This is a genomic window from Allobosea sp. OAE752 (assembly GCF_050433265.1).
In the GTDB taxonomy this organism is placed as follows: Bacteria; Pseudomonadota; Alphaproteobacteria; order Rhizobiales; family Beijerinckiaceae; genus Allobosea; species Allobosea spartocytisi.
Genome location: NZ_JBNPXO010000002.1, coordinates 52,869 through 72,287, shown reverse-complemented (window position 1 = coordinate 72,287; position 19,419 = coordinate 52,869). Strand labels below are relative to the sequence as shown.

Here is a 19,419-nt window from a genome sequence, read left to right as displayed (position 1 = left end):
GGTCCGCAAAGTCGCGAGCGAAAAAGGCCGGAGCACGGCAGCGCGCTTCTGCCAAGCGCCCGGGGGCGAAACCCGCGCCGGGCCGATCGGCCGCGTCAGCCTTCGATCACCGGAGCGCGTTCGGCTAGTTCGAGAAAGATGGCGGCGCAGCCGAGCCAGACGATGCCGAGATAGATGAGCACGAGACCAGACCCCGAGAAACTGATCTCGGTGTAGCTCCTCCGGATTTGCGCTTCGGTGCAGGCAATCGCTCGCATTTGAGCGATGTGTGGGAATTCCGACCGGTCCCCGCGGTCGGCAGGACAGGCTGCGCCCCGCGACGAGATACGGTTGGCCCTCGTACTGACGTCCAAGGCGATATATGTGTCGCAGGCGCGAAATAGGTTTCTTTGGAGTTGGCGATGAAGATCGTGATGGTCGGATCGGGTTATGTCGGCTTGGTATCCGGCGCCTGCTTCGCGGATTTCGGCCATGAGGTCGTCTGCGTCGACAAGCAGGAGAGCAAGATCGCAGCGCTGAAGCGCGGCGAGATTCCGATCTTCGAACCTGGCCTGACGGAACTGGTGCGCAGCAACGCCGCCGCTGGCCGGCTGTCCTTCACGACCGACCTCGCCGGCCCCGTGAGCGCAGCGGACGCGGTCTTCATCGCCGTCGGCACACCCTCGCGCCGCGGCGACGGTTTCGCGGATCTGTCCTATGTCTATGCCGCCTCCCGCGAGATCGCGCAGGCGCTGGGCCGCTACACGGTGATCGTCACCAAGTCGACGGTCCCGGTCGGCACCGGCGACGAGGTCGAGCGGATCGTGCGCGAATTGCGGCCGGACGCCGAGTTCGCCGTGGTCTCGAACCCGGAGTTCCTGCGCGAGGGCGCCGCGATCGAGGACTTCAAGCGCCCCGACCGCATCGTCATCGGGACCGAGGACGCCCGCGCCCGGCAGGTGATGGCGGATGTCTATCGTCCGCTCTATCTCAACAGCGCGCCCATTCTGAACACCAGCCGCCGCACCGCCGAGCTGACGAAATACGCCGCCAACGCCTTCCTGGCGACGAAGATCACCTTCATCAACGAGATGGCGGATCTGTGCGAGCAGGTCGGCGCCAACGTCCAGGACGTGGCGCGGGGCATGGGCCTCGACAACCGCATCGGCGGCAAGTTCCTGCATGCCGGGCCGGGCTATGGCGGGTCCTGCTTCCCCAAGGATACGCTGGCCCTGATCAAGACGGCTCAGGATTACGGCACCCCCGCGCGCATCGTCGAGACGGTCGCCGCGGTGAACGAGCAGCGCAAGCGCGCCATGGGCCGCAAGGTCGTGGCGGCCTGCGGCGGCTCGGTTCGGGGCAAGACCGTCGCGGTGCTCGGCCTCACCTTCAAGCCGAACACCGACGACATGCGCGATTCCCCCTCCCTCTCGATCATCACCGCGCTGCAGGACGCAGGCGCGACGATCCGCGCCTTCGATCCCGAAGGCATGGAGCAGGCAAAGGCGGTCCTGCCCGGCGCCGTCACCTATTGCGGCAATGCTTATGAATGCGTCGAAGATGCCGATGCGGCCGTGATCGTCACCGAATGGAACATCTTCAGGGCGCTGGATCTCGATCGGGTCAGGACGCTCATGAGGTCGCCGGTCCTGATCGATCTGCGCAACATCTATCGTGGCGAGCAGGTCCGCGAGAAGGGCTTCGTCTACGCCGATATCGGCCGCGGCATTTCCGACCCGGTCTCCTCCCACGCCATCGACGCAGCCTGATCGAAATCTGAACAGTCTGTAGGTCCTTGCCGGCATATGGCATGAAACATGCCCTGCCCTGAGGCCGACGCGGCTAAAACCTGATTTGGAGTCCGATACTCTGATGACCTCCCGCCTCATCACCCCCTTGATCATGGCCGGCGGCGCTGGCACGCGGCTGTGGCCGCTGTCGCGAGACTCCATGCCCAAGCAGTTCATCGCATTGCTCGATGATGGGCTTTCGACCTTCCAGGCGACCTTGCTCAGGGTGAAAGGCGACGGTTTCGCCAATCCCATCGTGGTGACCAACAACGAATTCCGCTTCGTCGTCGCCGAGCAGATGCGGGCCGTCGGCGTCGCCGGCGACATCGTGCTGGAGCCCGAACGCCGCGATTCCGCTCCTGCGATCGCCATCGGCGCGCTGCTGGTCTCGCAGAAGGACGAGAAGGGCCTTTGCCTTGCGCTCGCCGCCGATCACGTCATTCCCGATGTCGAGGCCTTCCGCCGCGACTGCGGGCGCGCCGCGAGCCTTGCCGCGGACGGCCCGATCATGACCTTCGGCATCGTCCCGACCGAGCCTGCCACCGGCTATGGCTATATCGAGCCCGGCAAGCCGCTGAAGAGCGAGGGCGCCAACACCGTCGCCCGCTTCGTTGAGAAACCCGACGCCGAGACTGCGCTGGGCTATGTCGAGCAGGGCTTCCTCTGGAACAGCGGCAACTTCATCTTCTCGGCCGAGCGGATGCTCGCAGAGCTCGAGGCTTTCGTGCCCGAGGTGCTGTCCGGCGCAACCCGGGCATTGGCGGCGGCCACCAAGGATCTCGACTTCCTGCGGCTGGACCCGAAAGGCTTCGCCGAAGCCACCAAGGTTTCGATCGACTATGCCGTGATGGAGAAGACACGCCATGCCGGCGTGCTGCGTGCGAGCTTCGGCTGGTCCGATGTCGGCAGCTGGGATTCGCTGCAGGCGATCCGTCCCCAGGACGATGCTGGCAATGTGCTGGAAGGCCCGGTCGTCGCCATCGGCACCCGCAACTCGCTGATCCGCAGCGACGAGATCTTGACGGCGGTCATCGGCCTCGATGATGCCGTGGTCGTCACGACGCGGGACGCCGTCCTGGTTACGACCAAGGCGCGCGCCGCCGAGGTCAAGGGGCTGGTGGAGCGGTTGAAGAAAGAGGGCCGCCGCGAGGCGACCGAGCATCTGCGCATGTACCGGCCCTGGGGCTGGTATCAGCGTATCGACCTCGGCGGCCGCTTCCAGGTGAAGCGCATCAACGTCAAGCCCGGCGGCCTGCTGAGCCTGCAGAAGCACTTCCACCGGGCCGAGCACTGGGTCGTCGTCTCGGGGACGGCCGAGGTGACGCTGGATGGCACCGTCTCCTACATCCACGAGAACGAATCGATCTACCTGCCGATCGGCTGCACGCACCGCCTGGCCAACCCCGGCAAGATTCCGCTCGAACTGATCGAGGTTCAGGTCGGCTCCTACACCGGCGAGGACGACATCGTCCGGATCGAGGACATCTACGCACGCGCCTGAGCAAGACGCGCCGGAGCGCCACCACCGCAACGTTGTCGCCCGCCTTCAAGCGCGTGCGACGCAAGCCTTTCCGTCGCCGCGATGCGCTAGCGACGGACGACTCAGTCGTGCCAGCTCAGCTCCGGAGCGGAATCGGCGAGCTGCAGGAAGATCGCCAGGCAACCCAACCAAATCGTCGCGATCGTGAGCATCGATGCCGTCTCCCTGGCAGCAGGCGCGACATCTGCCGCGCCACGATGTTCTGCACGATCAGGCCCTAAAGCCGGGTGAATCGATATTTCAATTTTAACGGACCTCTCCGAGGCCCTGTAGCAGCCATTGCGGCGCCGAGGCGTACGGCGAATGTCTTAAGGCCGGAACCGCTCTAGCCCTTGTTCCGTGGCATTTTCTTCGCCCGAACCGGTATCCTCCCCACTCGAAGATGCTCTACCCTGCAGCCGCGAACCGCGAGATCTTGGTATCCTGTCCATGACCAGCCTGAAATTCGGAACCTCCGGCCTGCGCGGCCTGGTGAGCGAGCTCATCGGCTTGCCGGCCTACAGCCATGTCCGCGCCTTCTGCGCCATGATCCGCGAGGACGATGCAGCGGGGCCGGCCGGCGAGGTCCTGATCGGGCGGGATCTGCGCTCGTCGAGCCCGCTCATCGCCGCCCAATGCGCGCAGGCCGTTTCCGACGCCGGCCTGGTTCCGGTCGATTGCGGCGCCCTGCCGACCCCGGCCCTGGCGCTCGCCGCCATCCAGCGCCGCGCCCCCGCCATCATGGTGACGGGCAGCCATATCCCGGACGATCGCAACGGGCTGAAGTTCTATCGCGCCGCCGGTGAGATCGACAAAACCGACGAGGGACGCATCCTGGACTGGCAGGCCCGCCTCGCCCTCTCCTCCGTGCCCGAAGCAACAGCGGCGACGGACACATATGAAGCGCTGGCGGCCTACAAAGCGCGCTATCTCGACGTCTTCGGGCCCTCGCCGCTGGGCGGCATGGTCGTCGGCGTCTATCAGCACTCTTCCGTCGGCCGCGACGTCATCTGCGACGTGCTCGCGGGGCTCGGCGCCACGCCCGTTCCGCTCGGGCGCAGCGAGCACTTCATCCCGGTCGATACCGAAGCGCTGCGGCCGGAGGACGAGGAGCTCGCGCGTCGATGGGCGGGCGAGCGGGCGCTCGATGCGATCGTCTCGACCGACGGCGATGCGGACCGGCCGCTCGTCGCCGATGAGAACGGCCGCTTCCTGCGCGGCGATCTCGTCGGAGCCCTGACCGCGCGCTTCCTCGGCGCCGATGCGATCGTCACGCCGGTCACCTCCAACTCGGCGCTCGACCGTCCCGGCTTGTTCGACAAGGTCGTCCGCACCCGTGTCGGCTCGCCCTATGTCATCGCCGGCATGGAGCAGGCCAGGGCCGAGGGTGCCACGACGATCATCGGCTTCGAGGCCAATGGCGGCGTGCTGCTCGGCTCGGATGTCGAGCGTGACGGCCGCCGCCTGCCCGCCCTGCCGACGCGCGACGCCATGCTGCCCATCCTGGCGACGCTCGCACTCGCCCGGCAATCCGGTCAGGCCCTGAGCGCCATCGCCGCCGAAGCCCGCTTCGCCATCGCCCTGTCGAACCGCCTGCAGGAGATTCCGCAGGACAGGACCGCGGCGCTCATCGCCCGGCTCGACGCGGAGGATCCCGCCTTCCGCGATGCGGCCTTCGCGAGCCGCGGCGGTGTCGCGGCGCGCGACCGGCGCGACGGCCTGCGCCTGACGCTGGGCGATGGCGCCACGGCTCATTTCCGCGCTTCCGGCAACGCGCCCGAGCTGCGCGTCTATGTCGAGGCGCCGACGCAGGAGGCCGCCGAGGCGCTCCTCGCCGAAAACCTCGCCTTCGCGGCGGCACAGACCCGCTGACAGCAAGGCGGCGGGCCCCGCCTCACTCGATCTTCACATTCGCCTTCTGCGCGACCTCGGCCCAGCGCGTCGTCTCCGCGGCGATATGGGCGGCGAATGCGTCCTGCGACGACCCGACCGGATCGACGCCGAGCTTCCTGAGCTGCTCGATCACCGCCGGCTCCTTCATGATCGCCTGCGTCTCCGCCGAGAGCTTCGCGACGATCTCCTTCGGCACGCCGGCGGGCGCGAAGAAACCGTGCCAGGAACTGGCGTCGTAACCCGGAATGAACTCGGCCAGCGCCGGCAGATCCTTGGCCACTTCGAGTCGCTTCGGCGTCGCCGTCGCCAGGGCCCGGATCTTGCCCTCCTGCACATGCGGCCAGGCGATGGTGATGTTGTCGAAGCTGACCTGGATCTGGCCGGAGAGCAGGTCCTGCGTCACCTGCCCGCTCGAGCGATAGGGCACATGGGCCATGTCGGTGCCAGTCGCCACCTTGAACATCTCCGCCGCCATATGGGTCGAGGTGCCGGCGCCCGAGGAGCCGAAGGAGTACTTGCCCGGATTCTTCTTCAGCAGGTCGATCAGCTCCGGCACACTCTTCGCCGGCAGGTCGATATTGACCATCAGGATGTTCGGCACGCTCGCGACTTGCGAGATCGGCGCGAAATCCTTGACGTGGTCGAAAGGCAGTCTGGAGTAGACCGCCGGATTGATCGCATGGGTCGAGACCGTGCCCATCGTCAGCGTGTAGCCGTCCGCCGGAGCCCGCGCCACGGCGGCGACACCGGTATTGCCGCCCGCCCCGGCCCTGTTCTCGACGATGAACCTGCCGCCGAGGCGTGCGCCGAGCCGGTCGGCGAGGATGCGCCCGAGCATGTCGGTGGTGCCGCCGGCCGCAAAGGGCACGACGATGGTGACGACCCTGCTGCCGGGATACTCGCCCTGCGCGAAAGCGGGCCCGGCCGCGGCAAGGCAAGCCGCGGCGATGATGGTTCTGCGGGTGATGCTCATCGGTTTCATTCCTCCCTGATGCGGAGAATCCGCCTTGCGCCTCGTGAGCGGGCGCTTGCGCCAAGGGATAACACAGGGCTGGAGATTTGAAATCTGAAATTTCAGATTGCCGAGACAACCGGATTGTGGTGTCTGGTGACCGACGCCGCCATGGGGAATCCGGCAGCGGCCTCCCCATTTCCGTCGCGCCGGAAGAGTGAATGTTGCAGCCCGCCGTCGAACCCGTTGCGCCCGACCTGCTGCGTTCCCTGCGCGAGCATGTCCATGAGCGCCTGCGCCGGGCCATCGTCGCCGGGCGTTTCCGCAATGGCGAGCGGCTGAATGAGCGCCATCTCGCCGAGATGCTCGGCGTCAGCACCACCCCCGTGAAGGACGCGATCCGCAAGCTCGAGAGCGAGGGGCTGGTGCGGACCGAGGCGCGGCGCGGCGTCTTCGTCGAGTTCTCTGCCCGGCAAGCGCTGGAGATGGCGCTCGGACGCGCCGCACTCGAAAGCGTCATGGCCCATATCGCCGCCAACCGCCTGACCGAAGCCGGCGGACGCGAGCTCTCCCGATTGATCGCGGAGATGGAGCAGGCGACGGAGCATGGCGAGCTGGAGGATCTCGTCGCGCTCAACGGCGCCTATCATCAGGCGATCCACCGCATCTCGGGCTGCACCTATCTGGAGCGCCGCCTCGACGGGCAGCGGATGTACGACCATGCCCAGCGCATCGCGCTTCATTCGGAGCTGGCGGAGCGCCGCCGGGGTTTCGCGGAGCATCGCGGCATCTGCGAGGCGCTGCTGGCGCGCGATCCCGCGCTCGCCGAACGCAGGATGCGCCAACACATCGTCCGTTCGGGGAAAGCCCATGTGCGGCTCGTCTTCGGCGCGGATGCGGAGGGACTGGACTATGACGAATGACAAGGTGCGTCGCGCACTGCGCGGCATTTCCGGCGTCCATGTCACCGCCTGGAAGGCGGATGGCGAGGCCGACTGGGCGCTGACGGGCGGGATCGTGCGCGGAATCGCCGAGGCCGGCATCCACAACATCGTCTCGGCCGGCAACACCGGCGAATTCTACCCGATGACGACGGCGGAGGTGGAACGCTCCCACGCCGTCGCGGCCGAAGCCGCCGCCGGCAGGGCGCTCGTCACGGCCGGCATCGGGCGGTCTTTGCGCGAAGCTGTCGCGACCGGCAGGCTCGCGGCCAGGGCCGGCTGCGACGCGGCGATGGTGCATCACCCGCTCGACCCCTTCGCCGCGCCGCAATCCCAGGCCGACTACATCCTCGCCATCGCCGAGGCGCTGACGATCCCGCTCGTCGCCTATATCCGCTCCGACGCCATCGGCGTGACCGACCTGATCCGCGTCGCGACCCATCCCAATGTCGCGGGCGTGAAATTCGCCTCCACCAACATGATGCTGCTCGCCGATTGCGTGCGCGAGACGCAAGGCACTTCCGCCAATTGGATCTGCGGTCTCGCCGAGGGCTGGGCCGCGCCCTTCCATGCGCTGGGCGCGCGCGGCTTCACCTCGGGGCTCGTCAATGTCGTCCCCGCGCGCTCGCTCGCCGTCTGGCGCGCGCTGGAAGCGGGCGACTACGACGCCGCGCGCCGCGAGGTCGACGCCATCGCCGGCTTCGAGAAGCTGCGCACCAAATACGGCAACGGCGCCAATGTCACCGTGGTGAAGGAAGCGCTGGGATTGCTCGGCATCGATGTCGGCCCGGTCCGCCTGCCCGGCCTGCCGGAACTCAACGCGGCCGAGCGGGCGGAACTGCGCGCCATCGTGTCGGGTTGGGGAGCTGCGAAAGCTGCGGCGGAGTAGCCGGCCTCACAGCTCCGCGTCGAAGGCGATCGTGTCGAAGGCCGCCCGCACCCGGCCCAGCGCCTGCGCCGTGACATAGGCCTGGGCCCATTCCGGCGACGAAGCGACGATGCCGCGGTCGGAGCCCTGCACGTTGATGTCCTGCGAGATGCCATAGCTCACCGTCGGCGTCGTCCGCATCGGCACGGGCAGCGGCAGCGTCTGGCGCGCAGCGGCGCCGGCCGCCTGATAGGCGTCGATCAGCACCGTCCCGCCCGGCCGCCAGTGATAGCGCCGGCAGAGCTGCTGTTCGGCGCCGATCGGACGCGGCGACCAATGGGTCGCGATGCGGCCGATCTCCAGCTTGACGCGCGCGAAGCTCACCGCCCCGGCCACTGGCGCCAAGCTCACCGCGAGCGGGCCGCTATCCCCCGGCGCCGGCGTCAGCGCGACGAAGCGCCGCCCGGCCCCGGCGGTGATCGTACCGGACTGGCTGCCGACCCTGACGCTGAGATCGCCGCCGCTCAGCCCCTCCACCGAAACCGCGAGCGTCATGCCCGCAAAGGACGAAATCCCCCACGCCGCCGGCTCGACCGGTTGCAGGATCGCGCCCGTATTCAAACTCACCGTGAAGCCGCTGAGCGACAGGTTCGCTCCGCTGGCACCCGCCTTCCAGCGGTCGAAGCCATAGGCGCCCGCCACCAGCGCCCCGCCGGCAAAGCCGCGCTGATTGATCTGGATGTCGCCATTGATCAGCAGGTTCTGCCCTGCCGCCCAGGGCGAGCCCGGCAGCGCGACCCCTCCGCCGGCCCGGTCGATGGCGAGCGCATCGTGCCAGGCCGCGCCATCGGGGCTGACCTTGACCCGGAAATCGTCGTCGCCCGCGAGACCGAACTCCGCCCTCCCCGACCAGTTGGACTGAAACAGCACGCTCGCCGTCGCCCCGGCATTCGCCTTGTTGAGCTTGAGCCGATGGTCGCCGCCGGCATGGTTGAACAGGCTCGCCTCCGACGACACCACCAGCCGGTTGCTGTCGTCGGCCGTGGCGTTGACGCCCCATTTCTCGGCGCCAAGGCCGCTGAGCGGGCTGGCCCTGCGCCATTCCGTGCCCGTCCAGAGAGTGTGCTCGGCCTCGTCGGCGATCCAGGCCTGCCAGCCGACCCGCGGCGTGAGGAAGATCCAGCCGCCATCCTCGAACAGCGCCACCTGACCCGCGCGCCCGGCAAAGATGCCGGTGCCGCCGGCCGGCACGATATAGGCCGACAATTCGCTCGGGCTGCCTGGCGGCGCGGACTGGCTGCGGCTGTCGACGACCAGATGGATCAGGGCGTCGAGGCGCACCAGCGCGTCGTTGTGCGTGACATGTTTCTGCGCCTGGCCGGCGGCAAGCAGCGGCAGCGAGAGACGGGGCGTGACGGTCATGGGGCCTCGCGGGATCGGACGATGCGAGGCTGGATGATGCAGGTGCCCGAAGCGCCGGGGATAAGTTCCGGGGGTCGGCGGATGCCCGGCGCCGATCTTAACCGAAGCTCCGGGGCCGCAAGCCGGCATGGAACCAGGTGATCAGCGAATAGATGTCGTAGACCGGCAGCCCCGTCGCCTGCTGCACGGCCGCCGCATAAGGCGGCATGTTGGTGCATTCCAGCACGATCGCGCCGACATCGGGATGCCGCGCCACGAGATCGAGCGCAGCCTCGACCACATCCTGCCGGGCAAGCTCGACATCCATGTCGTCCTTCTCGGCCTTGATCAGCACGCGGAAGAATTCGCGGCCATTTTCGGTGCCGGCGACCGGTGTGTCGAGCGGCACGCCGGCAGCTTCGAGATGGGCCGGCGTCAGCGTCGCGGCCGAGACGGTGACGAGACCAACGCGCTTTCCGGGCGGCAGCGTCCCCTGCACCCACGGCACCTGCATCAGCGACGATGTCGCGACCGGAACATTCACCGCGGCCGCGAGCTCGCGCTGGAACAGGGATAGAAAGCCGCAATTGGTGGTGATCGCTTCCGCGCCGAGCCTGACCAGCTCTCGCGCTGCCGCCACGAAATCCGGCAAAAGCCCGGCGGCTCCCTTCAGGACCACCTTTTCCGGGCTCGCTCCCGTGACGACATGGTAGAGCACCGGAAAGGGCCAGGTCGTGCCGTTGCCCATGTCGCCGGGAATTCGCGGGAAACGCGCTTCCAGCATCAGGATGCCCAGCGGCACTCCGTAGATCGCCCTCCCGCCGCGAGCGATGCGGGAGGCGGGTCCGGAACGGGCTTCGTCTGTCATCGGCATTCCGTTGCGATCGTTGCGCCCGCGCCGGGCGATTGTTCCACAGGGCGGCGATAGCATGATGGTGACCGCGAAGTCGCGCTTGCGCCATTGCTTTGCCGTGTTCGCAAGATCATAAAGCACGTCGCTCGCCAAAAAATCGGTTGCGTAACCTGCTTCTGGCCCGTTGTTTGCGTAGCCGCGATTCGCGCCTCTGGATTCTGATTCCTTGACCGATCCCTTCGACCATCTGCGCCGCCTCGCGACCTTCCTCGGCTGGTGCGCGCTGGCCGCCATCCTCGTCTCGACGCTGTCGCCGATCGAGCTGCGTCCCCATCTCCCGGATGTGGGGGCGGACGTCGAACGCTTCATGGCCTATCTCGCGGCCGGCGGCGCGCTGGCCTTCGCCTATCCGCGCCAGCGCTGGTTCGTGCTGGGCGGCATCGTGCTTCTCGCGCTCGGGCTCGAATGGGCCCAGACCTGGGAGGCGACTCGCCATGGCCGGCCCCACGATGCCGTGGTCAAGATTCTGGGGACCCTGACCGGCGGCGGCCTTGCCGTCTCCCTCGATTATCTGGCACGGCGCCTGCGCAGCCTGGCCTGAAGAGGCTGTGCCGTAACGGAACACGCCGTCACTTTTTCGGCGTGATCTCGCGTCGTTTTCGCCGGCAACCACACGCACTGATTGAAATTCGCACCGATCCGGTGCAATGCCGCGCGGCATGGCGCTTGCGGTTGCGTCGCCGACTGCTCCCGCCTATCTCGGTCCTCGCGCCGAAAGCGGGAGACAAAGCGGCAAGGACTGGGCGAATATGAGCGTCGACCATCTCAGGCAGGCACCGTTGGCGCTGCCCCGAGGCCCTGCGAGAAGCTGGCGGCACTGGCTCGGCCTGCTGACGGCGGCGTGCGACGGCGTCCTCGTCGTGGCCCTGGTCTACGCCATGGACTGGTCGACCGATCTTGCGATGCAGGGCTCTTTCCAGGTGGACGAGCGGACTCCGGAACTCGCCGGCACGCTGGCGGCGCTGTTCGTCTTCGTCAACCTGATGCGCGGACGCTACCAGATCGGCAATTACCTCTCGACGAAAGGCCAGGTCGCGGCGGCCTTCTCGGCCTGGAACATCGCGTTTGTCGCGTTCCTGGTGCTGCTTGTCCTCGCCAAGATCGCCGATCACTATTCGCGGGCCGTCCTCCTGACGAGCTATCTCGCCGGCATTCCCGCCATCGTGCTGACCCGTTCGGCCATCGTCCGCCTGATCTCGGCGGGAAGCCGCACCGGCCGGATCACCTCCGAGCGCGTCTTCCTGATCGGCCGGGAGAAGGAAGTCATGTCCTTCGTCGACCGCTGCAAGCCATGGAATGCCGGCAGCGCCATCGTCGACGTGGCCTTCCTCAACCCGCAGCAGCCGCGCCGCGATCCGCGCGAAGCCCTTGCGGCCGATCTCGCGGCCGCCGCCGCCAGTTGCCGGGCGAAGCGGCCCGACGCGGTCTTCATCGCCGTGCCCTGGTCGGACCATGAGACGATCGAGGCCTGCGTCGACGCATTCATGAACATGCCGGTCGCGATCCATCTCGCGCCCGAGAAGATCATGAGCCGCTTCGAGCAGCCGCATTTCGTCAGCGCCGGCGCGCTTTCGAGCCTGCGCCTGACGCGTGCTCCGCTGTCGCCGGTCGAAATCGCCTGCAAGCGGGCTTTCGATCTCACCGCCGCGGCGCTGGCCGGGCTGTTGCTGCTGCCGCTGCTGTTGCTGATCGCGCTGGCGATCCGGATCGATTCACCCGGCCCGGTGCTGTTCCGCCAGCGCCGCCATGGCTTCAATCAGGCGGCGTTCCGCATCTTCAAGTTCCGCACCATGACGACGACCGACGACGGCGCCGTGATCGTGCAGGCGCGGCGCGACGATCCCCGCATTACCCGCATCGGCCGGGTGCTGCGCCGCTATAATCTCGACGAATTGCCGCAATTGCTGAACGTCATGGCCGGCCATATGTCACTGGTCGGCCCGCGCCCCCATGCCCTGGCGCATGACCGGGAGTTCGAGCGCAAGATCGCGCTCTACGCCCGCCGCCACAACGTCAAGCCCGGCATCACCGGCTGGGCGCAGGTCAACGGCTTGCGCGGCGAGACCGACACCGACGAGAAGATGGCGGCCCGCGTCGCCCATGACCTCTGGTATATCGACCACTGGTCGTTCACGCTCGACCTCGCCATCCTGTTCCGGACGGTGTTCAGCTCCAAGGCGTTCCGGAACGCGGTGTGACGGTCATCGCAGCATCGGCCGAGAAGCGGATTCCGCTTCTCGGGAAAATCAGATGTTGCGGAGAAAAGCCGGCTCAGCCGTCGCGGCGGAGCGCGTGATAGGCCTGCGACACCGGGCGCGGAGCGACGTCATGAACGAGCTGGCGGGCGATGATGCCGGAAAAGCGCATGGCTGCGGCGAAACCGCTCATGAGCTGGCCGATCCGGGAGGGCCGCCGGGCAGCGAGGCTTGCCGCCGCGGCGCCGGTCTGCGGCTGTGCGGCCGCGTGGCGCGCGAAGGTGCCGGGCAGGTTGACGAGGCCCGTATGCAGCCCATGGGCCGCGAATTCCGCGATCAGCGCCCGGTGGCGCTTCGGAGCCACGTCGACGATGACCACGTCCGGCGCGCAGGCGGCAATATGGTCGAGGATCGCGCGGCCGGCCGGGCCGGAGAAATCGGCGTCGCAGATGCCCGCAAGGCGCAGGCCGGGAAAGGCCAAGCGGATGCGGCTGCGCAGCGCATGGATCGTCGCGCTGTCACCACCGAACAGGAACACCGCCTCGCCCGCGCTCTCGCAGCGGCGCAGCGCGTCTTCCAAGCCGGTTTCGCGCCGGGCGGCATCGGCCCGCACGGCCTGTTCAATCTGCTGTTCGATCGAGTCCGACGTCACGCTGTCCCCATTTCGCTCGAGACGGGCATCCGGCAGCGATATGGCCTTGCATTGCTGCCTGGGCTTGCCCGCTGCCGTCAGAGACAGGAAGCGGCTACTTCCTTAAAAATTTAGATATCCGTTCAAATGTGTCGCAACCAAAGGTGACCGATTTTGGGTCAGCGTCCTCGGGCCTCAGGCGGCCGGAGGACGCCCCGGCATCAATGCAGCGTTCGCCAGACGGCTCGCCCCAGCCACCCGGCCCAGCCGAGCATGAGCCCGGCCGCGACCAGAACGCCGATAATCAGCAGCGAACGGCCGATCAGAAGGCTCGCCACCGTCTCGTGCTCGACGGGGCGGTTGTCGTTGGCAGGCGGCGGGATGTCCCGTACGGAGGGCATCCGGATCGGCACCGTCACGGGTGGCCGGACACGCATCGAACGCATAAAACGATCTCTTACCGTTAACGAACCGTAAACCTGCTCCTCGCATCTCTGATCCAATGCGAGACGCAGGCAAAGTGCAAGCCGAGAAATGACCTAAGGTGAATTTGTCCGCGACATTGCCTGATGTACCGCGGCTCCCACTGAATAAAACGGCCATCGGCCGCTCGGCAGCAGCGTTATTCCATCACCATCGCGTGATCGTCGGACGGGGCCGCCTGCTGGCGCGGCGTGCGCAGCAGCGCCAGGAACGGCAAAGCTGCCAGGCACAGGATCATCAGTAGCTTGAAGTCGTCGACATAGGCGATGATCGTCGCCTGCCGCGTCACCACCTCGTCCAGCGCCGCGCGGCCGGCCAGCGTCGTCGGGTCCCAGGCATGCCTGATCGCCGGCATGTCGAAGATGCGGTTGAACGGGGTCACATAGTTGGCGATCTCGGCGTGGTTCACCTGCACGTTGCGGGTCAAGAGGTAGCTGACCAGCGAGATGCCGACGCTGGAGCCGATATTGCGCGAGAGATTGTAGAGCCCGGTGCCGTCCCCGCGATACTCCGCCGGCAGCGTCGCGAAGGTGATCGTCGTCAACGGCACGAAGAGCAGGCCGAGCCCGGCGCCCTGGATGAAGCCCGTGACGATGATCGTCTGCTGCGAGACATCCGGCGTCCAGCCGGTCATGTCGTACATCGCCCAGGCGCTGACCAGGAGCCCGGCGCCGAGCAGGATGCGGATGTCGACCTTTCCGATCAATCGCCCGACCAGGAACATGCAGGCCATGGTGCCAAGGCCCCGCGGCCCCATGACGATGCCGGCCGTCACCACCGGATAGCCCAGCAGCGTCTGCAGGAAAGGCGTGAGCAGCGCGAGCGACGCCAGATAGCAGATGCCGACGAGGAAGATGAAGATCAGCCCGACATTGAAGTTCCGGTCGAGGAACATGCGCGGCTTGATGAAGGAGTTCTCCGCCGTGAAGGTGTGCACCGCCAGGACGTAGACCGCCGCGACGCAGACCGTCGCCTCCACGATGATCTCCAGCGAGTCGAACCAGTCGAGCTGCGCTCCGCGGTCGAGGAAGAGCTGCAGCGCCGCGATCGCGAGGCTGAGCGAGCCGAAGCCGATCCAGTCGAGCTTGGCAAGGGCGCTGGACTTGGTCTCGGTGACGAAGATCGAAACGCCCGCCAGCGCCAGGATGCCGAGCGGCAGATTGATGTAGAAGACCCAGCGCCAGGAAATGTTCTCGGTCAGCCAGCCGCCGAGCACGGGGCCGAGCACCGGCCCGACCATGACCGAGACGCCGAACAGCGCCATCGCCGAGCCGCGCTCCTCCGGCGTGTAAATGTCGAGCAGGATGCTCTGCGAGAGCGGCACCAGCGCGGCGCCGAAAAAGCCCTGCAACAAACGGAATCCGACGATCTGCGTCAGCGACTGGGCCGCGCCGCACAGGATCGAGGCCACGACGAAGCCGACGATCGCGACGGAGAGCACGCGCTTGCGGCCGAAACGCGCGGCCAGGAAGCCCGAGGGTGGCGTCATGATCGCCGCCGCGACGATATAGGAGGTCAGGACCCAGTTGATCTGGTCGGCGCTCGCCGAGACGCTGCCCTGAATATAGGGCAGCGCGACATTGGCGATGGTGGTGTCCAGCGCCTGCATGATGACCGCGAGGATCACGCAGGCGGTGATGGCGCCGCGATTGGCAACCGGGGTCGTCGCGGCGGCTGAGCTGGCCATGACAGGCCTCTTCTGTTTGCTGGTCTTGCTCTACTTGGCGCGCTCTACCCGGCCGCTCTACTTGGCGCTCTTGCCGAAGGCGCCCGAGATGAAGCTCGGCAGACCGCGCTCATGGCCTGTGTCGACGTCGAGCGTCACGCTCATGCCGGCACGCAGTTGGGGCTGGTCGGCGGGGGTGTCGATCTTCACACGCATGGCGATGCGCTGCACCACCTTGACCCAGTTGCCGCTGGTGTTCTGCGCCGGCAGCAGCGAGAAGCTCGCGGCCGAGGCCGGGCTGATGCTGTCGACCGTGCCTTTCCAGGCGGCGCCCGGATAGGTGTCGACATAGACTTCCGCCGATTGTCCGGGCTTCACCCAGGTGAGCTCGGTCTCCTTCGGATTGGCCTGGATCCAGACATGCTCGGTCGAGACGAGGCTGAACGCGCTGGTCGCCGCCTCCAGATACTGGCCCTTCTGCAGCGAAGGCACATTGGTGACGACGCCGTTCATCGGCGCGCGAACCGTGGTGTGCTCGAACTGGCGCTGCGCCTCGGCCCGGGCCGCGACGGCGTCCTTGTAGCGCGGGTGTTCCTCGACCGGTGCATCGGGCGTGCCATTGAGGTTGGCGGCGATGCCGGCAAGCTGGCTTTCGAGCTGCGCCAGCTTGAGCCTTGCGCCATCGAGATCATGCTTGGCCTGGTCGTAGGTCGCCTGGGAGGCGACGGATTTGGTGGCGAGGTCCTGCTGGCGCTTGAAGGCGGTCTCGTAGAAGGCGATATCGGTGCGAGCCTGCTCGATCTGGCTCTGCATGGTCTTGTAGCTGGCCTTCAGCGCTTCGAGATCGTTGCGGACCACGCCGATCTGCGCATCGGCCCGCTCCAGCGCGAAGCGGAACGGCTTGTCGTCGAGCCGGAACAGCACGTCGCCCGCCTTCACGGTCTGGTTGTCCCGGACGTCGATCTCGCTGACGATGCCGGCGACATCGGTCGAGATGCCGAGGATGTCCGCCTGCACATAGGCGTTGTCGGTCGACATCACCTGTCCGCCGACGACGTAGTAATAGCCACCGGCGACGAGCGCGATCGGCAGAAGCGCGAAGAGCAAGCGTCGCGTGCGGCTGCGTCGGGCCGGCGACGCGGGGGCTGTCGCAGCCTGGGCAGGAGCGGTCGGCGTGGTAGTTTCCGGCGCCTTCGCCGCCGGCTGTGGCTGAGCGGGCGCCTTGGGCTCGAGGCGCCTGATCTCGGTCACATTGCCTGGGGAGCCGGACTCGGCCTCTTCATCACGGACGGCTTGGGCGGCCGCCTCGGTCTTTCTGGCTGCGTCATCCATTTTGGACCTGCCTTTCGGCCACCCGCATCTGGCAGGCGGCCGTGAGATTGGTTCGCATCTGTCCCAGCGTCGCGAGAAGCTGCTCGCGCTCGGGCTGCGGAATGTCGCCGAACGCCTCTGCCCGCGTGATTTCGCCGAGCGCGCGCAGCTCCGTCAGCTTCGGCCCGGCCTTCTCAGTCAGATAGAGCTGCCAGACGCGCCTATCGGTCGCGTGCGGCCGGCGTTCCGCCAGCCCGCAGCCCTCGAGCTTGTCGACGATGCGCCCGACCGTGATGGGCTCGACATCCATGAGCTCGGCCAGCGCACCCTGCTGAATGCCGGCATTCTGATCGATATAGGCGAGCACCTGCCATTGCGAACGGGTCAACCCGGAATCGCGCGCATGCTGCTCGAAACGCTTGCGCAAAAGGCGCGCGACATCATGGAGCAGAAAACCCACAGTCGGCGGCGGTTTTATAGGCATGCTGGTCATAAGCATCTATATAATATTGGCGCTTAGTCTCGCCAAGCGACGTTCGAACGAGTCTGAGGGCGGAGGCTGTGGCGCGATGTCGCGGCTAAGAATCGAAGCCGCGCGCGGGCTCGCATCGCCTCATTGGCAACCAGAACCTTCCGCGCGAGCCGCCTGCACCTCGGCATCGGTCGGCAGGTCGGCGCCGCGTCGCGTGACCGTCACGGCGGCCGCCGCCGTAGCATAATCGAGCAATTCGGCAAGCGCGGGCAGATCGAGTGCCGCGATGGCGGCCGGGCTCAGCCGCCCTGTCCTCGCGAGCTGCGCCAGCAGCGCCGCATGGAAGCTGTCTCCGGCCGCGACGGTATCGACGACCCGCACCGGGCGCCCCCGCACCGAAACCTGCCCGGCGGCGTTGAAAGCGGTCGCTCCCCGCTCCCCTTCTGTGATGACGACCAGGCCGGCACCACGCTCGAGCCAGTAGGATGCAGCCTCGCCGATCGAGAGCTGCCCATGCCAGGCGATGCGGATATCCTCTTCGCTTGCCTTGATGATCGTCGCCACGCGGTAGAAGCGCTCGGCCGCCTCGGCCCAGCGGGCCATGTCGCCGACGACCATCGGCCGTAGATTGGGATCGACGCTGATGACCCGCCGGCCCGCCTCGCGCTCGGCCAGGGCCGCGAGCGTCGAAGCGACCGGCTCGACCGCCATCGTATAGGAGCCGAAGGTCAGCGCCGTGATCTCCGGCGGCAGCACGGCCGGCAGATCGGCCGGCATGAGCAGGCGATCGGCAGCGCCCTCGCCGTGGAAGGAATAGCCCGGCTGGCCATCCTGCGCGGTGACGATGGCGGAGATCGTCGTCGGCCCGTCGCTGACCGTCAGAAAGCGCCCGTCGACGCCTTCCTTCGTCAGCCGCGCCGCGAGAAATGCGCCGAAGCGGTCACGCGAAAGACCGCCCAGGAAAGCCGCCGGCATGCCGAGCCGCGCGAGGCCGACGGCAAGGTTGAAGGGCGAACCGCCCGCGACGGCCCGCGCCGGCATCTCGTTCCCGTCCGCCGGAGCGACGAAAAGATCGATCAGGGCTTCGCCGCAAACCAGGAACATGACGAATCGCTGCTTTCCCTGCAGGGGCGGCAAGGTTTCGGCCGCCGGGCAAACCGATCGAATGCCATGCCGCCAGCCGGCTGGCCATGGCATTCGAGCATTTTCGACGGGATGCCGAAACTACGGGAGATGGCGCGAGAACGGCGAGCGCCTTGCACCAATGCGAAGGGCGCGACGATGTCGAGCCGGGCAAGGCCGATGTCACATCGCCCCCGTCCGGCCTTTTCGCTATTGATAGGCGCCGACACCGGCAGCGGAATCCGGAAGTCTCTTGCCGGCGCTGGCGGAGGCCGCCCGGGCATTGTTGTTGGCCGGTTGCAGCAGCAGCGCGTTGTTCATTCCCCAGATCGCGGCCTGGGTTCGATTCTGGACCCGGATCTTGCGCAGGATCGCTTTGACATGGGCCTTCACCGTGGCTTCGGCGATGCCGATCTTGCGCGCGATGGATTTGTTGGAATCCCCATCGACCAGGCAGCTGACGATCCCCATTTCCCGTGGCGACAGCAGCGATGCGACCGTTTCATCCGGGGGAGAGCTGGGAGACGCCCTGTCATCCTCGCCCGCGGCGGGACCGGCCTTAGGGCGGCGGGGCTTTTTTGCGGCGGGAACCGCGGAAGGGAATGTCGGCGGGAAGACCGTTTCGCCCAGCATCACCAGTTCGATGGATTTGACGAAGGCATCGCAGGAATTGGTGTTGACGAGGTAACCGCTGGCGCCGGCTTTGAAGACCGCCGCGAGCTCAGCCGGTCCATAGCGATCGGCGACGACCGCGATATGCGCATCCGGATACCGATCCCTCACAAGCTCGATTTCTCCGATGATGAGATCGAAAGCGTCGTTGGTGTAGACGACAAGAAAAAGGCTGTTCTGGACACGAGACTTACCGCTCAGCTGGTCGATTCCGGAGATCGAGTCGATGATACGAAAGTTGTTTTCTTGAAGAACGCGATGAACCCCCTCTCGCATCAGAGAATATTTCCCTATGAGAACGATCCCGAAGGCTTTGCTCTCCCTCATTTGAAACCTCCCGCCGAAAGGGCAAACACAACTCAAACTGACGCCCCCGGTAAATCTGCTTACCATTCTTGTTTCTTGTTAAGATGATGAGACCGAAGTCTCATTTGGAATTTGTCTCGAAACCTCCTCTCGTCACATATCGCCGACCACACTGCATTCATTTACGCAGAAATATCACGCAGAAACCCCAATAAAGAAACCCTTTAATACCAGTTAATACGATCGAACTCAGAGTAAAAAATGATACAGCTCCGCGAGATACGGAGACATAAGACGCCAGATAC

General features: G+C 66.6%; 18 protein-coding genes. 7 read left to right on the top strand and 11 right to left on the bottom strand.

Annotated features, from left to right (window positions below; genetic code table 11):
* Positions 1–95: 95 nt before the first annotated feature.
* Complete coding sequence (locus tag GGC47_RS05130; RefSeq protein ID WP_185747927.1) at positions 96–257, bottom strand: hypothetical protein; 162 nt, start codon at positions 255–257, stop codon at positions 96–98.
* Positions 258–401: 144 nt separating this feature from the next.
* Between GGC47_RS05130 and GGC47_RS05125 the strand changes: the two genes are divergently transcribed.
* The 3 genes from GGC47_RS05125 to GGC47_RS05115 all read left to right on the top strand — a co-directional run bounded on the left by GGC47_RS05125 (position 402) and on the right by GGC47_RS05115 (position 5,160).
* On the top strand, positions 402–1,748 hold the full coding sequence (locus tag GGC47_RS05125; protein ID WP_142021615.1) for a UDP-glucose dehydrogenase family protein: 1,347 nt from the start codon (positions 402–404) through the stop codon (positions 1,746–1,748).
* Between the two features lie 103 nt (positions 1,749–1,851).
* A complete protein-coding gene (locus GGC47_RS05120) occupies positions 1,852–3,270 on the top strand; it encodes a mannose-1-phosphate guanylyltransferase/mannose-6-phosphate isomerase (protein WP_142021614.1) in 1,419 nt (472 codons plus the stop codon).
* Between the two features lie 462 nt (positions 3,271–3,732).
* Positions 3,733–5,160, top strand: a complete 1,428-nt coding sequence (locus tag GGC47_RS05115; RefSeq protein ID WP_142021900.1) for a phosphomannomutase — start codon at positions 3,733–3,735, stop codon at positions 5,158–5,160.
* Positions 5,161–5,182: 22 nt separating this feature from the next.
* On the opposite strand, the gene GGC47_RS05110 is transcribed toward GGC47_RS05115, so the two are convergent.
* The gene (locus tag GGC47_RS05110; protein ID WP_038359381.1) at positions 5,183–6,154 is read right to left on the bottom strand and encodes a Bug family tripartite tricarboxylate transporter substrate binding protein; all 972 of its coding nucleotides are present in this window, start codon (positions 6,152–6,154) and stop codon (positions 5,183–5,185) included.
* 200 nt (positions 6,155–6,354) lie between these two features.
* Here GGC47_RS05110 and GGC47_RS05105 point away from each other — a divergent pair, with 200 nt between their 5' ends.
* The gene (locus GGC47_RS05105) at positions 6,355–7,056 is read left to right on the top strand and encodes a GntR family transcriptional regulator (RefSeq protein WP_038359383.1); all 702 of its coding nucleotides are present in this window, start codon (positions 6,355–6,357) and stop codon (positions 7,054–7,056) included.
* Entirely contained in the window at positions 7,046–7,963 is a 918-nt protein-coding gene (locus GGC47_RS05100; protein WP_038359385.1) for a dihydrodipicolinate synthase family protein, read from the top strand. The genes GGC47_RS05105 and GGC47_RS05100 overlap by 11 nt, the downstream gene beginning before the upstream one ends.
* 6 nt (positions 7,964–7,969) lie before the next feature.
* Here the strand turns inward: GGC47_RS05100 and GGC47_RS05095 are convergent, their stop codons facing one another.
* Positions 7,970–9,364: a DUF2793 domain-containing protein gene (locus tag GGC47_RS05095; protein WP_185747925.1), complete on the bottom strand. Its 1,395-nt coding sequence runs from the start codon at positions 9,362–9,364 to the stop codon at positions 7,970–7,972.
* Between the two features lie 97 nt (positions 9,365–9,461).
* Complete coding sequence (locus GGC47_RS05090; protein ID WP_142021612.1) at positions 9,462–10,211, bottom strand: aspartate/glutamate racemase family protein; 750 nt, start codon at positions 10,209–10,211, stop codon at positions 9,462–9,464.
* Positions 10,212–10,422: 211 nt separating this feature from the next.
* On the opposite strand from GGC47_RS05090, the gene GGC47_RS05085 reads away from it, so the two are divergent.
* Positions 10,423–10,797, top strand: coding sequence for a VanZ family protein (locus GGC47_RS05085; RefSeq protein WP_113252669.1), 375 nt, complete (start codon positions 10,423–10,425; stop codon positions 10,795–10,797).
* Positions 10,798–11,005: 208 nt separating this feature from the next.
* Positions 11,006–12,454 (top strand): undecaprenyl-phosphate glucose phosphotransferase, encoded by a 1,449-nt coding sequence (locus GGC47_RS05080; RefSeq protein ID WP_051987547.1) that lies wholly within the window; start codon positions 11,006–11,008, stop codon positions 12,452–12,454.
* 73 nt (positions 12,455–12,527) lie between these two features.
* Here GGC47_RS05080 and GGC47_RS05075 read toward each other — a convergent pair whose 3' ends face one another.
* The 7 genes from GGC47_RS05075 to GGC47_RS05045 form a co-directional block, all read right to left on the bottom strand.
* Positions 12,528–13,103 (bottom strand): WecB/TagA/CpsF family glycosyltransferase, encoded by a 576-nt coding sequence (locus tag GGC47_RS05075; RefSeq protein ID WP_185747924.1) that lies wholly within the window; start codon positions 13,101–13,103, stop codon positions 12,528–12,530.
* Positions 13,104–13,303: 200 nt separating this feature from the next.
* The gene (locus GGC47_RS05070) at positions 13,304–13,528 is read right to left on the bottom strand and encodes a hypothetical protein (protein WP_038359392.1); all 225 of its coding nucleotides are present in this window, start codon (positions 13,526–13,528) and stop codon (positions 13,304–13,306) included.
* 176 nt (positions 13,529–13,704) lie between these two features.
* Positions 13,705–15,252, bottom strand: coding sequence for a DHA2 family efflux MFS transporter permease subunit (locus GGC47_RS05065; RefSeq protein WP_142021610.1), 1,548 nt, complete (start codon positions 15,250–15,252; stop codon positions 13,705–13,707).
* A 57-nt stretch (positions 15,253–15,309) separates the two neighbouring features.
* Positions 15,310–16,563, bottom strand: a complete 1,254-nt coding sequence (locus GGC47_RS05060; protein ID WP_370954436.1) for an HlyD family secretion protein — start codon at positions 16,561–16,563, stop codon at positions 15,310–15,312.
* Positions 16,556–17,020 (bottom strand): MarR family winged helix-turn-helix transcriptional regulator, encoded by a 465-nt coding sequence (locus GGC47_RS05055; protein ID WP_370954653.1) that lies wholly within the window; start codon positions 17,018–17,020, stop codon positions 16,556–16,558. Before GGC47_RS05055 ends, GGC47_RS05060 begins: the two co-directional genes overlap by 8 nt.
* Before the next feature lie 135 nt (positions 17,021–17,155).
* A complete protein-coding gene (locus GGC47_RS05050) occupies positions 17,156–18,118 on the bottom strand; it encodes a carbohydrate kinase family protein (protein ID WP_370954437.1) in 963 nt (320 codons plus the stop codon).
* Positions 18,119–18,346: 228 nt separating this feature from the next.
* A complete protein-coding gene (locus tag GGC47_RS05045; RefSeq protein ID WP_081925167.1) occupies positions 18,347–19,135 on the bottom strand; it encodes a LuxR C-terminal-related transcriptional regulator in 789 nt (262 codons plus the stop codon).
* Positions 19,136–19,419: the final 284 nt, after the last annotated feature.

What these genes read in the sequence shown, in the direction of transcription:
- GGC47_RS05130 (WP_185747927.1), bottom strand. Translation starts at nt 257, where the DNA reads ATGCGAGCGATTGCCTGCACCGAAGCGCAAATCCGGAGGAGCTACACC.
- GGC47_RS05125 (WP_142021615.1), top strand. Translation starts at nt 402, where the DNA reads ATGAAGATCGTGATGGTCGGATCGGGTTATGTCGGCTTGGTATCCGGC.
- GGC47_RS05120 (WP_142021614.1), top strand. Translation starts at nt 1,852, where the DNA reads ATGACCTCCCGCCTCATCACCCCCTTGATCATGGCCGGCGGCGCTGGC.
- GGC47_RS05110 (WP_038359381.1), bottom strand. Translation starts at nt 6,154, where the DNA reads ATGAGCATCACCCGCAGAACCATCATCGCCGCGGCTTGCCTTGCCGCG.
- GGC47_RS05105 (WP_038359383.1), top strand. Translation starts at nt 6,355, where the DNA reads ATGTTGCAGCCCGCCGTCGAACCCGTTGCGCCCGACCTGCTGCGTTCC.
- GGC47_RS05100 (WP_038359385.1), top strand. Translation starts at nt 7,046, where the DNA reads ATGACGAATGACAAGGTGCGTCGCGCACTGCGCGGCATTTCCGGCGTC.
- GGC47_RS05095 (WP_185747925.1), bottom strand. Translation starts at nt 9,364, where the DNA reads ATGACCGTCACGCCCCGTCTCTCGCTGCCGCTGCTTGCCGCCGGCCAG.
- GGC47_RS05090 (WP_142021612.1), bottom strand. Translation starts at nt 10,211, where the DNA reads ATGACAGACGAAGCCCGTTCCGGACCCGCCTCCCGCATCGCTCGCGGC.
- GGC47_RS05080 (WP_051987547.1), top strand. Translation starts at nt 11,006, where the DNA reads ATGAGCGTCGACCATCTCAGGCAGGCACCGTTGGCGCTGCCCCGAGGC.
- GGC47_RS05070 (WP_038359392.1), bottom strand. Translation starts at nt 13,528, where the DNA reads ATGCGTTCGATGCGTGTCCGGCCACCCGTGACGGTGCCGATCCGGATG.
- GGC47_RS05065 (WP_142021610.1), bottom strand. Translation starts at nt 15,252, where the DNA reads ATGGCCAGCTCAGCCGCCGCGACGACCCCGGTTGCCAATCGCGGCGCC.
- GGC47_RS05060 (WP_370954436.1), bottom strand. Translation starts at nt 16,563, where the DNA reads ATGGATGACGCAGCCAGAAAGACCGAGGCGGCCGCCCAAGCCGTCCGT.
- GGC47_RS05050 (WP_370954437.1), bottom strand. Translation starts at nt 18,118, where the DNA reads ATGTTCCTGGTTTGCGGCGAAGCCCTGATCGATCTTTTCGTCGCTCCG.
- GGC47_RS05045 (WP_081925167.1), bottom strand. Translation starts at nt 19,135, where the DNA reads ATGAGGGAGAGCAAAGCCTTCGGGATCGTTCTCATAGGGAAATATTCT.